Source organism: Adlercreutzia agrestimuris, from assembly GCF_943193125.1.
Taxonomy (GTDB): domain Bacteria; phylum Actinomycetota; class Coriobacteriia; order Coriobacteriales; family Eggerthellaceae; genus Xiamenia; species Xiamenia agrestimuris.
The window spans coordinates 182,418-196,684 of record NZ_CALPCX010000004.1 but is presented as its reverse complement, the minus strand read 5'-3'; the positions used below and the strand labels follow the sequence as shown (position 1 = coordinate 196,684).

10 protein-coding genes and 4 tRNA genes are annotated in these 14,267 nt (G+C 48.3%); 1 reads left to right on the top strand and 13 read right to left on the bottom strand.

Features of this window, described 5'->3' with window-relative positions; translation table 11 throughout:
* Positions 1–3: 3 nt before the first annotated feature.
* The 12 genes from rplK to putP form a co-directional block, all read right to left on the bottom strand.
* Positions 4–504, bottom strand: coding sequence for a 50S ribosomal protein L11 (gene rplK, locus NFR28_RS07735; protein ID WP_120360600.1), 501 nt, complete (start codon positions 502–504; stop codon positions 4–6).
* Between the two features lie 108 nt (positions 505–612).
* Positions 613–1,146, bottom strand: coding sequence for a transcription termination/antitermination protein NusG (nusG, locus tag NFR28_RS07730; RefSeq protein ID WP_120360601.1), 534 nt, complete (start codon positions 1,144–1,146; stop codon positions 613–615).
* A gap of 3 nt (positions 1,147–1,149) precedes the next feature.
* On the bottom strand, positions 1,150–1,605 hold the full coding sequence (gene secE, locus NFR28_RS07725) for a preprotein translocase subunit SecE (protein WP_251179235.1): 456 nt from the start codon (positions 1,603–1,605) through the stop codon (positions 1,150–1,152).
* 115 nt (positions 1,606–1,720) lie between these two features.
* Positions 1,721–1,797 (bottom strand) — tRNA-Trp (locus NFR28_RS07720).
* Between the two features lie 24 nt (positions 1,798–1,821).
* On the bottom strand, positions 1,822–1,971 hold the full coding sequence (rpmG, locus tag NFR28_RS07715; protein WP_251179234.1) for a 50S ribosomal protein L33: 150 nt from the start codon (positions 1,969–1,971) through the stop codon (positions 1,822–1,824).
* Between the two features lie 115 nt (positions 1,972–2,086).
* Positions 2,087–3,289, bottom strand: a complete 1,203-nt coding sequence (gene tuf / locus NFR28_RS07710; RefSeq protein WP_251179233.1) for an elongation factor Tu — start codon at positions 3,287–3,289, stop codon at positions 2,087–2,089.
* An 85-nt stretch (positions 3,290–3,374) separates the two neighbouring features.
* A tRNA-Met gene (locus tag NFR28_RS07705) sits at positions 3,375–3,451 on the bottom strand.
* Positions 3,452–3,461: 10 nt separating this feature from the next.
* Positions 3,462–3,537: transfer RNA gene (locus NFR28_RS07700), tRNA-Thr, on the bottom strand.
* Between the two features lie 3 nt (positions 3,538–3,540).
* A tRNA-Tyr gene (locus tag NFR28_RS07695) sits at positions 3,541–3,625 on the bottom strand.
* A 281-nt stretch (positions 3,626–3,906) separates the two neighbouring features.
* Positions 3,907–4,407 carry a DNA-deoxyinosine glycosylase gene (locus NFR28_RS07690; protein ID WP_251179232.1) on the bottom strand — a complete coding sequence of 167 codons (501 nt, stop codon included), beginning with the start codon at positions 4,405–4,407 and terminating at the stop codon, positions 3,907–3,909.
* 22 nt (positions 4,408–4,429) lie between these two features.
* Positions 4,430–5,614 carry a C40 family peptidase gene (locus tag NFR28_RS07685; RefSeq protein WP_251179231.1) on the bottom strand — a complete coding sequence of 395 codons (1,185 nt, stop codon included), beginning with the start codon at positions 5,612–5,614 and terminating at the stop codon, positions 4,430–4,432.
* 281 nt (positions 5,615–5,895) lie between these two features.
* A complete protein-coding gene (gene putP, locus NFR28_RS07680) occupies positions 5,896–7,518 on the bottom strand; it encodes a sodium/proline symporter PutP (protein ID WP_251179230.1) in 1,623 nt (540 codons plus the stop codon).
* A gap of 151 nt (positions 7,519–7,669) precedes the next feature.
* Here putP and NFR28_RS07675 point away from each other — a divergent pair, with 151 nt between their 5' ends.
* A complete protein-coding gene (locus NFR28_RS07675) occupies positions 7,670–8,962 on the top strand; it encodes an aspartate aminotransferase type Ic (RefSeq protein ID WP_251179229.1) in 1,293 nt (430 codons plus the stop codon).
* Positions 8,963–9,092: 130 nt separating this feature from the next.
* Here NFR28_RS07675 and NFR28_RS07670 read toward each other — a convergent pair whose 3' ends face one another.
* Positions 9,093–14,171: a DEAD/DEAH box helicase gene (locus NFR28_RS07670; RefSeq protein WP_251179228.1), complete on the bottom strand. Its 5,079-nt coding sequence runs from the start codon at positions 14,169–14,171 to the stop codon at positions 9,093–9,095.
* Positions 14,172–14,267 lie beyond the last annotated feature (96 nt).

Below are 14,267 nucleotides of genomic sequence, written 5' to 3'. Positions count from 1 at the left end.
ATGTTATTCGTCGATCGTCTTACCCTGAAGCATAGCCGCAACCTTCTTAGAAGGTACGTACTTCTTCTTCATTTCACGACCCTCAATACGAACACCCATAGAACGAGCAGTACCAGCAATGATCTCCATTGCAGCCTCAATGGTGTTAGCATTCAGGTCAGGCATCTTAATCTCTGCAATTTCGCGAAGTTGATCCTCAGTCAAGCGACCAGCAACTTGAATTTGCGGAATACCAGAACCACTTTTAATGCCAAGCTTTTCTTTGATCAAAACTGCTGCAGGAGGAGTTTTGCAAACAAAGGTGAATGACTTGTCTTCATAAACAGTAATCTCAACCGGGATAATGGTGCCAGATTGATCCTGCGTCTGAGCATTGAATGCCTGGCAGAACTGCATGATGTTAACACCTTGTGCACCAAGTGCCGGACCTACAGGAGGAGCCGGATTTGCTGCGCCAGCAGGAATCTGGAGCTTAATAAAGCCTGTTGCTTTCTTTTCAGCCATTGTGAACAATCCTTTCAGCTGATGTTATCAACTCAAATATATGAAATAACGACAGTTTCATGCGTGAGAAGCCCCGGTCCACGCGGGCACGCTTGCCGTTAATTCGCCTTAAGAAATCTTTGACACTTGGTCAAAGGAAAGCTCAACCGGAGTCTCGCGACCAAAGATGGAAACCATAACCTTAACTTTACCCGCCTCAGGCGATACCTCAGAGACCACACCGTCAAACTCAGCAAGCGGTCCTGAAATAACCTTTACCGACTGACCAACCTCTAAAGTAGTTGAGGTCTTTTTCGGTGCCTCGTGAGAAGTACGTTTCATAATTTTGTTGTATTCATCACGAGTCAACGGAGCAGGCTTGCCGTCAGCACCAACAAAGCCAGTCACACCTGGCGTATTGCGAACTGCAGCCCAGCTACGGTCATCAAGTTCCATCCGGACAAGTACATAACCCGGCAAAACTTTCTTTTCGCTCTCAACACGACGACCACCATCTTTGATTTCAGTAACCGTCTCAGTTGGGATTTCAATACCGAATATATTGTTCTCAAGACCCATAGTCTCTACACGGGTCTCAAGGTTCTTTTTTACTTTATTCTCATACCCTGAGTAAGTATGAAGTACATACCATTTCTTCGACATGTGCTATGCCCCCAGTCCTGCTAATCCAGAAATACCTACCAGGACCGGCGTAATAACAACGTTGTCAAGAAGAGCAACATATACACCAAAGAACAGAAGCGCAACTACAACCACAACGCTCCAACGAAGTACATCTTGCTTCGTTGGCCACGTAACACGCTTAAGCTCTAATTTAACGTCCTTTAAAAACTGGAAGCGGCTCTTTTTTGCCGGCTTCTTCTCAGCCTTTTTAGCAACGCTTTTCTCCTGAGCCTTTTCTTGTTTGGCGTTGCTTACGGAAGCGTCCTTTTTCTCAGAGCGCTTGAAGAGCTTCTTCTTAGCATCCTCGAGAGTATCAACCTCTGCCTCAGAGATCTCATTTGCCTCAGCCGCAATTTGAGCATCACGAAGCTGTTGCTCTTTGCGAGCAGCACGAGCAGCTGAAGCCTTTGCACGCTGAGTTTTTGATTTCTTTGCCATGTGAATCCTTTGTCGGGATCGTTTCCGTCTGAACATCAAACAAGCAGCCTGTCCTCAAGCTGCTCATCAAAGCAACCTGAATACAAGCTGCTCATATGTAGAGCTGGTTTCGAGCTGGCAGGCCAGGAGGGACTCGAACCCCCAACATGCGGTTTTGGAGACCGCCGCTCTACCAATTGGAGCTACTGGCCTATGCTCGTACAAACCTCTGACGCACTAACGAGTTTCTTTGTGCAGCGTGTGCTCGCGGCACCACTTGCAATACTTCTTCAACTCGATGCGGTCAGGATTGTTCTGCTTGTTTTTGGTGGTCGTATAGTTGCGACGCTTGCACTCAGTGCACGCCAAAGTGACCATCGTACGCATGAATTCTCCTTTTACCTATTCTTTAAAGCTCACTAGATAGACTACACATGAATCTCTCACAAAGTGGGGTTCGCGCTTCGGCGAACCCCACTCAATTGCGAATTAAAAGGTTATGTTACTTAAAGATCTTGGTAACACGACCTGAGCCTACGGTGCGACCACCCTCGCGGATAGCGAACTTAAGGCCTTCCTCCATAGCGATCGGGTGAATCAATTCGCCCTTGATCGTTACGTTGTCGCCAGGCATAACCATCTCGGTGCCCTCGGGCAGATGAGCTACACCAGTAACGTCGGTGGTACGGAAGTAGAACTGCGGACGATAACCATCGAAGAACGGGGTATGACGTCCACCCTCTTCCTTGGTAAGGATGTAAACCTGACCCTCAAACTCGGTGTGAGGAGTTACGCTGCCCGGCTTGCAAAGAACCTGACCGCGAACGATCTCTTCACGCTTGATGCCGCGGAGCAAGCAACCAATGTTGTCGCCAGCCTGAGCTTCATCAAGAAGCTTGCGGAACATCTCAATACCGGTGCAAACGGTGTTCTGGGTCTCTTTAATACCAACGATCTCCAGCGGGTCGTTTACATGCAGAACGCCACGCTCTACACGACCAGTAGCAACGGTACCACGGCCAGTAATGGTCATGGTGTCCTCAACAGCCATCAAGAATGGCTTGTCAACGTCACGCTCGGGAGTCGGGATGTAAGAGTCAACTGCCTCCATGAGCTCCCAGATCTTTTCCTGCCACTCTTTGTCGCCCTCAAGAGCCTTCAGAGCAGAACCACGGATGATCGGAGTGTCGTCGCCCGGGAACTCGTAGCTGTCAAGCAGCTCACGAACTTCCATCTCAACGAGCTCGATGAGCTCTTCGTCGTCAACCATGTCGCACTTGTTCAGGAAGACTACGATGTAAGGTACGCCTACCTGACGAGCCAACAGGATGTGCTCACGAGTCTGAGCCATAGGACCGTCGGTAGCAGCGATAACGAGGATAGCACCGTCCATCTGAGCAGCACCGGTGATCATGTTCTTGACGTAGTCAGCGTGACCCGGGCAGTCAACGTGTGCATAGTGACGGGTGTCCGTCTGATACTCAATATGAGCAATTGAAATCGTGATACCACGCTCGCGCTCTTCCGGAGCTTTGTCGATCTGATCGAAAGCCGTGAAGTCAGCGGTAGCGGAGCCGTGAGAGCCATCATTCTCAGACAGCGTCTTTGAAATAGCGGCAGTCAGCGTAGTCTTACCGTGGTCAACGTGGCCAATAGTACCAATGTTAACATGCGGCTTGGAACGCTCGAACTTCTCCTTTGCCATGTTTCTCCTCCTTAAAGAGAATTGCATTACGCGAAAAGTAAAACCAAAATGATAAGCGCCCGACAAGCGGACGCGATAGTAGCAATGGTAGCGGTGACTGGATTTGAACCAGTGACGCCACGGGTATGAACCGTGTGCTCTGACCAACTGAGCTACACCGCCAAAAAAAGCATGGAGCCTGCGACCGGACTTGAACCGGTGACCTCTTCGTTACCAACGAAGTGCTCTACCGACTGAGCTACACAGGCAAATGGTGGGCGCGCTAGGATTCGAACCTAGGTAGGCAAAGCCAACGGGTTTACAGCCCGTCCCCTTTAACCACTCGGGCACACGCCCCTGATTCGCTGCTTAATTCATGTGTAATTATCAAGCTGCCTGCCCGCGATTTGGTGTTCCCAAATGAACGAGCACGAGAATAATACGCTACCAACAACTCGGTGTCAACTGTTAACACGCCCCCGGGTGTGTCTCCACGATTTATCCGTTTTTCGGCTCGTTGCGCGGTTGTAATATAGTAGTATACCCATCAAAACGCCCTGTCAAAGCAAAATTTGGGGTTTGTGTCGGTAAAGGGTTGCTACAGACAAGCATCGATCCATCTCTCCCCTTCACAGGTTTCACATAAGCTCTTGCAAAAGAGGTTGGTATGCCTTCACTAAATCATCAAGACTCTTTGCGGCGTTTGCACTACTTGTTGAGGGAAGCTCAATATGACGAAGTTGCGAATATCGTTGTGCATTAAATTTTCGATAAAGCTGAGCTGCTTTCTTTCCCGTGGTACATACAGCGCGAATTGGCGCCTCTCTTAATATCTCAGTCAGATCGTTTGGTTGCGGATTACTAATTGAAGCATCCGAAGCACCTGTGATTTCACACGAAGCTAATACATCCCATAAGGCAAAATGATAAGTTAATGCCAGGTTTTCCCGCTCCTCATTTGTGCAAGGTATTGGTTCATGCAATAAGCAGGCCATAACACGCCAAAACCGGTTTTGCGGATGCGCGTAATAAAAACCGGCCTCGCGTGAGGCCGGTGATGGCATTGTTCCCAAAATGAGAACGCGACTTTCTTTGTTGTAAATTGGACGAAGGGGATGTTGTACCTCTTCTCCCATCATGCTTTTCCGTAAAAAAGCTTACCTAGAACTGCAAAGCAGCGGTAAAACCTGACCAAGATAGCGGATCGGTATCGCGAACAAGCGCACCAAATGTTGGAGCGTGTACATAATGAGTACCGCCCGCACTTACCGCAATTCCCACATGACCCGGACGCCACAAAACGTCTCCTGGTCGTGCTTCCGAGACGGGCACCACGCGAGCAGCTGCAGCATATTGCGCCTCGCTTTGATGTGGCAAATTGATGCCAACCTGGCGGTATGCCCAGGTAACCAATCCAGAACAGTCAAATGCGTCCGGACCTTCAGCACCCCAAACATACGGACAGCCAATACGACTCATGGCATATCCCACAACACTGTCATAGTTGCCAACCGGATTAGATTGTACCGGCACATCAGGGGTTTGCGTAACTCCCCCGCCATTGTCAACCACTACACCTGTTCCGTTATTGGCTGTATTCTGCTGCTGTTGTTGTTGCTGCTGTTCAACCTGCGCTTGACGAGCTGCTTCAGCTTCAGCTTGAGCGCGCGCTTCTGCTTCAGCTGCTGCGGCTGCTGCAGCGGCAGCCGCAGCAGCGGCTTGCTCTTGTTCCAGCAACTGACGGGCTTCTTCGTCAAGTTGGTCAAGTAATGCAGAGGCGTTTGATACCTTAACTTGAACATCTTCTTGAATCTGCTTAGCCTCTGCGGCTTTTTCAGCAGCAATCTGCTCCTGATTTGCGTACTCATCGCGAGCTGCTTGTAAATCTTCGCGAAGCGATTTCGTCTGCGATACCATGTCGGTATCGTTTTGATTCATCTGAGTAAGCAATGACCAATTTTGGGTAAATTCGTCAAAAGAAGCGGCTCCCAGCACAAAATCTAAAAACGTTGATGAGCCAGAACGATACATGCTGCGTGCACGAGTACCAAGTCGTCCTTGCAAGTCGGAAATCTGGGCATTAACGTCATCAATCTTTGCCTGCTGCTCTTCCATAGCAGCTTGAGCGGCCTCTTGTTCATCAAGGGCACGATAATAATTATCAGCAGCGGTCTCAAGATCCGCTTGCAAACCAACAAGTTGATTGCGCACTTCATCTGCCTCTGCTTGTTTTTCAGCAGAAGTAACGGCGAAAGCTGACTGAGGGGAAAGCAAGGATGCGGCGCCGAGAAGTGCAGCACCACCAAAGAAAGCTCGCCTTGAGAGTTCGATTGTATGCTCGCTCATGCGAATAATCCTCCTAGATTGAGCACGTAGTTTGATTGGGCAAAAGCTTGCATGCATAATATCATGTTTGGGTCCCAGCGCAAAAAACTGTGAACAGTACGTTCATAACACCAGGTCAATTATGTAGCATTCGTTGATTGTAGGGAAGATGTGGATAAGCCGGCGAATGCAAGCTTGTGCGAACGCTCAAAAAAATGAGAAGCCTGCCCCCAAAAGACAGACTTCTCATTCATAGAGCGCATTATGGATATGCGCATACCATTTATTTGTATGCTGACCTCTTAAGCATTTGTTTCTGCGTGCGCATTACGAGCGGCCTCGGCAGAAGTTTTAGCTTCAAGATCGTCTGCATGATCCATGTAATGATCAAACTCATATAAAACCGCATCAGAGGGCGAAGGCGAAAGCTTCGAGCCGATAAAGATTGCCAATGCAGATAAGATGAAAGCAGGTAGCAACTCATAGATACCAAATACCCCACCGAGCGGTGCAATAAAGTTATGCCACACCAAAACGGTAATGGTACCCGTAATCATACCCGCAACAGCACCCTGCCAGGTAGTGCGTCGCCAATAAAGGCTAAACAGCGTAAGCGGACCAAAAGAAGCACCAAGGCCTGCCCAGGCATAACTCACCACATAAAAGATTGATGAGTTCTCGTCATATGCTACGAAAATGCCAAACAAGAACACCACGATCAGAGTAATGCGAGCCACGATCATTACCTGACGATCGGTGGCTTTCTTATTAATCACACCGCGATAAATATTCTCTGCAACCGAAGAGCCGGTAATAAGCAGATACGACGAAGATGAAGACATAGAAGCGGCCAAGATGCCCGAGACCACCACGCCACAAAGAAACGACGGCAAGATCATACGAGAAAGCACAACGAAAATATTCTCTGCTGCCGATTGCGTGCCGAATTCAAGAGGAATAACCGCACGACCAACAAGACCAATGCAGATAGCGCAGAAAAGCGCAACGACAACCCATGTCACTGCGATGGTTCGTGAGCGCTTAATCTCTTCGGCGCTGCGAATACCCATGAAGCGAACAAGCACCTGAGGCATACCAAAGTAGCCCAATCCCCATGCCATCATAGAAACAATTGAAAGCACGCCATATGGTGCTGCATCACCAAATAGCGGCATATTGTTTTCAGTCATCTGCGCACCCGCATCATTCAAGACGGGAACCGCAATTTCTGTGCCAGACAAAAAGCCGGGGATGCTCTGCAAAAATGCTGCGACGTTTTCAACGCCACCTGCCCAGGTAATTGAGCCAATCAATACGATGGCTAAGGCAAAAAACATTAAGCAGCCTTGGACGAAGTCAGTTGCAACAACCGATAAGTAACCACCTACAAGCGTGTAGAGGAATACGATGATTGCTCCCAATACCATCATGGTTGCGTAATCAAGACCAAACAAAGTATTAAACAGCTTGCCACACGTGACAAAACAGCTGCCAACATATACGCAGAAAAAGACAAGGATGATCAACGCAGCAATTGTGGAAACAATATTTCGATCATCATGAAAGCGACGCGAATAGAATCCAGGAAGCGTGATAGAGTCTCCCGCTACAACTGAATACTTGCGCAGACGCTTTGCGACAAATTTCCAGTTAAGATATGTGCCAATTGCAAGACCAATTGCCGTCCAACCCGCATCAGATGCACCCGTAAAGTAAGCAACACCAGGAAGACCCATTAAAAGATAACCTGACATGTCCGATGCTTCTGCCGACAGAGCAGTTAGCCAAGGACCAACTTTTCTGCCCCCCAGGAAGTACTCAGACGCTGATGAATTAGAGCGCTTCATATATACGAAGCCAATGGTAAGAACAACGATGAAATAAACGAGCATCGCGATCATAACCCAAAAGTCACCAGAGACCATGTGCTCCCCCTTTCAAACCGTACTAACAAAACGGGTGAGATTATAGGGCATTGATGACCCCTCGACGCTCATTAAGCGAAACTTTATACTGGGAACGGTGTAACTATGAAATGATATGCCTATTGTGATTGTCAAACGGAAAGGAAGATCGATGCCAACCTATGCAGATTTAGGTACCAAAGAACTTGAAGCGCTCAAGGCTGAGTTAGAACAAGCTTACGCCGAAATCAAAGCGCGCGGACTTAAACTTAATATGGCACGCGGAAAACCGGCGAAAGCTCAACTTGACTTAAGCATGCCTATGCTAGAAAGCGGCACCACCTTAAAAGACTGCACAGCACAAGATGGCACCGACCTGCGAAATTACGGCGTTTTGGACGGACTGCCTGAGGCAAAGACGCTTATGGCTGCCATGCTAGACGACGAGCCAGCAAATGTCATCATTTTTGGCAACGCAAGCCTCAATATTATGTATGACACTCTTGCACGCATTTGGATGTTTGGCACCCAAGGCGAAAAACCCTGGTCGCAATATGAAACCATCAAGTGGCTCTGCCCTGCACCGGGCTATGATCGTCATTTTGGCATTACCGAAGAGTTCGGCATTGAGATGATTCCGATTACCATGAATGACGACGGTCCTGATATGGACGAGATTGAACGCTTGGTTGCTGACGATCCGACCATTAAAGGCATCTGGTGTGTTCCCACCTACTCAAACCCCGGCGGTGTCACCTATTCAGATGAGGTTGTTCGTCGCCTTGCAGCAATGGATACCGCAGCAAATGATTTCCGTATCTTTTGGGACAACGCATATTGCGTACACCACCTTTATGACAATCCGCAAGAACAAGATCACGTCTTAGATATCTCAAAGGCATGCGCCGAAGCTGGACACCCCCATCGTCCAATCAAATTTGCTTCAACGTCTAAAGTTACCTTCCCTGGTGCAGGCATTTCCGCACTTGCTTCAAGTCCTGAAAATGTTGCCGAGATCAAAAAGCGCATGGGCGTACAAACTATCGGACACGATAAGCTCAATCAGATGCGCCATGTATACTTTTTGCAAGATGCCCAAGGCATTCGCAATCACATGGCGAAACATGCCGCCATTTTACGCCCGAAGTTTGAACTCGTTGTCAACAAGCTCAATGACGGTTTGACTGAAGTGAATGGATGCAGCTGGTCAAATCCACGCGGTGGCTATTTCGTGAGCTTCAATGGTCCAGACGGTACGGCAAAACGCGTTGTTGAGTTGGCTAAAGAAGCTGGTGTTACTATGACGGGTGCGGGAGCAACATATCCTTACAAAAAGGATCCCCATGACTCAAATATCCGCATTGCGCCCACCCTTCCGCCTCTTGAAGAGTTGGATGCTGCCATGGATGTGTTCGTTACCTGCGTGAAGCTTGCTGCTGTTGAAAAACTACTTGCAGACGCCTAAATAGCATCTTCGTCTAGCAAAGATCATTCAGTGCTATAAATACGAGTAAGCGACTCCTTTGGGAGTCGCTTTTTTGTGCCGACACACAAGATGGCTACACCTGCCTTAACACAACATCCTTGAAACGAAATTAAAAGGGAGAAGTATAAAGACGCATACCATCAGGCATGCGCACAAAACCAGCCTGCGCAAGGAACGGTTCTATATCTGAGCCCAAAACAGGCTGTCCGTTACATGTTTGCACAAGAATCTTTTTTCGAGTGCGCTGGGGTGTTGCCTCTGCTTGCAAAACTATCTCAGTACAAGCAGCAAGAGCCTTGCATGCACTCATAAGGAGCGCCTCATCACTCACGAAAGTTGAAATGTTTTTAAGACCCGCAGTTGCAAAAAGCAGCGGAACACCCGCATCGATAACAACAACACTTCCCCGTTTTCTGCTTGGTTTTGGACCAGTTGTTTTTGGCCAGGCTATCCCTGCACCAAAAAGACATGCCGGGTCATCTGCGGCTAAAACAAAGGGTTCGCAGGCGTCTTTTGCGCCAGATGACACTTCCTCAGAAGGCAAACTATTCTCAGAATGGGCATAGGTGCGCAGCGTATCAATAGTTTGCGTCGTTGCAAACTGCAGAGGACCAAGCCCTTCAACAAACATACCGCGAATCAAAGCACCTTGTTCTTCCATCTGACGAAGCACAGGATAAAGCGCTGAAAGACCACCCTTTAAGCCCGCCAATAAGGCAATATCACGCGTGATGATGCCATAGCAATCTAGAAGTCCTTCTACCAAATTTAAAGCATATGCTGTTGGTTCTTGGTGCGGTGGTGCAAGCAAACTCCATTGTCCCTCATATGCCGCAAACGCCTTGGTGCGTGCCAGAACAGTTTGCCGAGCTGCTTGTTTAGCTGCTGATAATTCCGATTTGTAACGCAAAGAGGATCTTCTGCTTTGCACGCGATTACGCATACGAGGCTGCTTAACCAGATCATTGCTGGGAGCTTTGCTGTGCAGCGGGTCTTCGTGCTGACGAAGGAAAGCAGCAGATGTTGACGTTGTTCTCCCCTGCAGAACAAGTACATTTAGCGCATTGAGAATAGTTTGCTGAGGAAGCGTCATCTCTTGAGCGGATTCCACACCGCGCAGGAGTTGATCAATATCACATGGTCCTCTTTCAGCCAAACACTGAGCAACAGCTTGTATGGCGCGTCTTGAATCTTGGGTTGGCTCATCAGCAAAATGCGCCTCATCAAAAGAGAGTATGTCATGAGGACCTTCCGCTTGATCATATCCAAGCGGTGCGAAGGGAGAATCGGCAGGATAGAACAAAACCGCTTTGTCGCTTCTACTTGCATCTGCAACCCAAACTACTTCACCTTGATTGAGCAATTCATCAAGATAAGCTTGCTTATACGCATTGACACGTTGAGGAAAGATGACGTTTTCCCACAAAGACATTGGAAAAGCCACTCCTTCAAACTGAGCAATAACCTCAGCTACTCCCTCAACTCCATACAATGCCGGTTGAGCTTTATTTCCTCTCCCTTGCAAATCAAAGAGAAATTGAAGATAGGCTGCCATCTCAACAGGGCGAATACGCTCTTGCGCACGCGCTAACGAAAGTGCTCGGACGCGCTTAAAAACGCGTGCAGCAATGTAGCGCCTTTCACATCCAGCCGCATCGTCACCAAAAGATCCTTGCATCAAAAACCCAGTAGAAGCAAGGTGAGCAAGCGCTTCTGCAGCAAATGCCTTACCAATGTGAGCCCAAGCAGCAAATGCTTCAACCGAGAATACTCCATGTGTTAGAGCAAAAAGACGCGCAAGCTCTTCTATGCTTGACAATGCTTCTCTATGGTTTGGCTCTCCGTTGTTTTCGTCAAGTTGCGCGGTTGGGACTCCCTGCATCTGCTTGAACGCCAAAGGATCATCAAACTCAACATGTGCCACCTGGGCAATCTGTTGCGCTACTGGCACACTCGCCCAACACCAATCACGACCAGAGCGAAATCGCATGATGCGTTGTTCGCGCTGGAGTTCCTCAAGCATTGCTGTAAGCTGTGTTGGCTTATCTTGTATACGCTGCACTATTTCTTCGCTGCTGAGATATCCCAATTTGGTAATCAGGTCAAAAATGTTTTCTTTGGAAGCAATAATGCGGTATGTCTTGCGTCGTTGTAGTTGATCCTCAAGCTCTTGGACGCTTTCGGGATCTATGAGCGCTGAGAGATCTTGCGAACCAAGCAATTCTTTAAGTAGTCCTGGATCTACCGATAAAAGCGATGCTGCCCGCTCGGCATGAGGCATATCGGTATCATAAAGGTGGTCTCCTACATAGCCGAAAAGAAGATTTCCCGCAAAAGGTGAGGGCGTTTGCGTCTGAATGCTTGTTATACGAATGGTGTTGCTTGCAAGCTTTTGCATCACATCACTGAGCGCGTTCAAATCAAATACATCCACGAGACACTCACGGGCAGCTTCAAGGGTAAGCGGGAAATCAGGAAGTGTTCGCGCTACCTCTAATAATTGACCCGCTGCATGACGCTGCTGCCACAAAGGCATACGCCTACCATGGCCTTTGGTGTTCAGAATGAGCGCGCGAGCAGCGCATTCGCGAAAACGAGCAGCAAATAAAGCAGTACTTTCAATAAGGTTTGTAACAATTGCTACTAATTCATCAGGCTCGAACAAAAAGAGCTCAGCACCTGGAATAGTAGTCTCGGTTAACGGATAGCGAAGGATAATACCATCATCATTTGCGCCGACTTGTGCATCAAAACCTTCGATTGTCATGATGCGCTGCGCAACAGCAAGCGCCCAAGGCTCATGGACACGCCTGCCAAAAGGCGAATGCAAAATAATACGCCATTGACCTGTCTCATCTTCGCATTGTTCTACAACCAGATGCTTGTCAGTTGGAATGATATGCGTTGATGCTTTTTGCATACCCAAATATTGTGCAAGATTATCTTGCGCGAACTCATTTAAGCCAGCGCGCGCTAGTCGATCTTGCGCTGCAGACGAGAAGCTTATCTGTTCTGTTTCTTGAGCGCATTCAAGCTCAGCTGATATTTCACGTAAAAAGACACCCCGAGCGCAGCCCGCCGTATAACTGCGCGCAACTGATTCACCATGCCAAAACGGAAGCCGCGCCATCTTTCCTGGTGCAGGCTTAACCATCACTCTATCTGCAGTTATTTCAGTTATTTGCCACGTAGTAGTGCCAAGCGCAATCACATCTCCGACTCGAGATTCATGTACCATCTCTTCGTCAAGTTCGCCCACGCGACGCCGCCCAAGCTGCGCATCTCCCTCGGGTAAAACAACCGAAAATGTTCCACGATCAGGTATGGTGCCCGCAGAACCTACGGCAAGACGCTGAGTTGCTGGACGTGCTTTGAGTATTTGCTGGGATTTGTCCCAAACAATTCGCGCGGCTATATCTGCAAGATCTCTATAGGCATAACCGCCTGAAAGCATCTCAAGTACTCCATCAAAAGCGCGCCTACTCAGGTTCTGATAACAAGCACTTCTGCGCACTGTGTCATACCATGATTCAACTGTACGATCACCAACAGCCACCTCAGCAACTGTTTGCTGCGAGAGCACGTCTAAGGCATTTTCAACAAGCGTCAACTCATCAATCATACCTTCGTGCATACCTTCAGCAATTACCGCAGCATCTAAAATGTCCGCTCGTGTTCGTGGATACACCACCCCAACTGATGTTCCGCCGAACTGATGATTTGCACGACCGATACGCTGAAGGCCGCTTGCAACACTTGGAGGGGCTGCAACTTGAATTGCCAGATCTATGGCACCCATATCAATGCCAAGCTCCAAAGACGACGTTGCAACAACACATGGAATAATGCCTTGTTTGAGCTCCTGTTCAACCACACGGCGCTTTTCTTTTGAAATTGATCCATGGTGTGCTTTTGCAATAACATGTTCCGAATCCGCAATAAGCTCAGAAGTTGAACCTATATCAGAACGAACTGACACAAAAGACGAAGATGCCTTAACGGGGGTTTTTCTGCCTACCACTTCCTCTTCATATTGATTAGCGCGCCCACCACCTTCTTGTGATTCATGATTGCAAGATTGCGCATCAAACGAGGCGGCATAGCGTTCATTAAGTCGGGCCGTCAGGCGCTCGCAAAGGCCTCGCGAATTAACAAAAACAAGAGTGGACGTATGAGTCTGCACTTCGTGTAGTATTGCTTCTTCTATAAACGGCCAAATTGAAGTGGTGTTTGCTCGCGTATCAGGTGCCGTAATACCATCTTTTCTCATGGCAGCACTGAGTGCCCTATCCGTCTTCCATGCCTGCTCAAGAGGCGCGCGACGTGGTCCAAAACCACGCACGCCTTCTTTAGTTGCAAAAGTACTTCCCGAAGAAAGTGCCGGAATGGAGGTCATATCACGCACTGGTACTGAAATAGTAAGCTCAAAAGGAAGTTGTGCTGTTTGCGACACGATAGTAACTGGATGTATGCCACCCAAAAAAGCAGCTGCACGCTCATGAGGCCAAACGGTTGCAGAAAGCCCTATACGCTGGGCCGGATGTTCTAATAAATCATCAAGCCGCTCAAGACTGAGCGACAAATGAGCGCCGCGCTTGGTAGAGGCAAGCGCATGGATTTCATCCACAATAACCGTGGTAGTTAAACGAAGGGTTTCTCGCGCTTTTGACGTAAGCATGAGATAAAGCGACTCAGGTGTAGTTATTAAAATATCGGGTGGCTTATTCACTAGTTTACGACGTTCGGAAGGGGTCGTATCCCCCGTTCGTATCCCAACGCGAATAGGCTCAAACGAAAGCTGTTCCTCATGCGCATAGCGTTCTATTCCGGCAAGAGGAATGCGAAGGTTGCGCTCTACATCTGCGCCAAGTGCCTTCAAAGGTGAAACATAAATAATTCGTACTCCCGGCTTAATTGCCTCTCCTTTTTGTGCTGCACGCACATGCTCTTGCATGAGCTCATCAAGGGCAATGAGAAAAGCTGAGAGTGTTTTTCCTGATCCTGTTGGAGCTATGACAAGAGTGTTGTTGCCGCTCCCAATAGAATTCCATGCATCAACTTGTATGGGAGAAGGCGCATTAAAAGCATGCGTAAACCATCGCCGCACCGATGAGGTAAACCGCGAAAGAGCATCAGCCACCAAAGACGAATCACGCATATTGGCCTGATTGTTATAATCTTTTGTCACGGTGGCACGATCCTCCTTCTTGAAATTACGCGTTCGCTATTCTATCATATAATACAAACATCTGTTCTATATTCTTTTAATTGTTGCTGCAGCTTA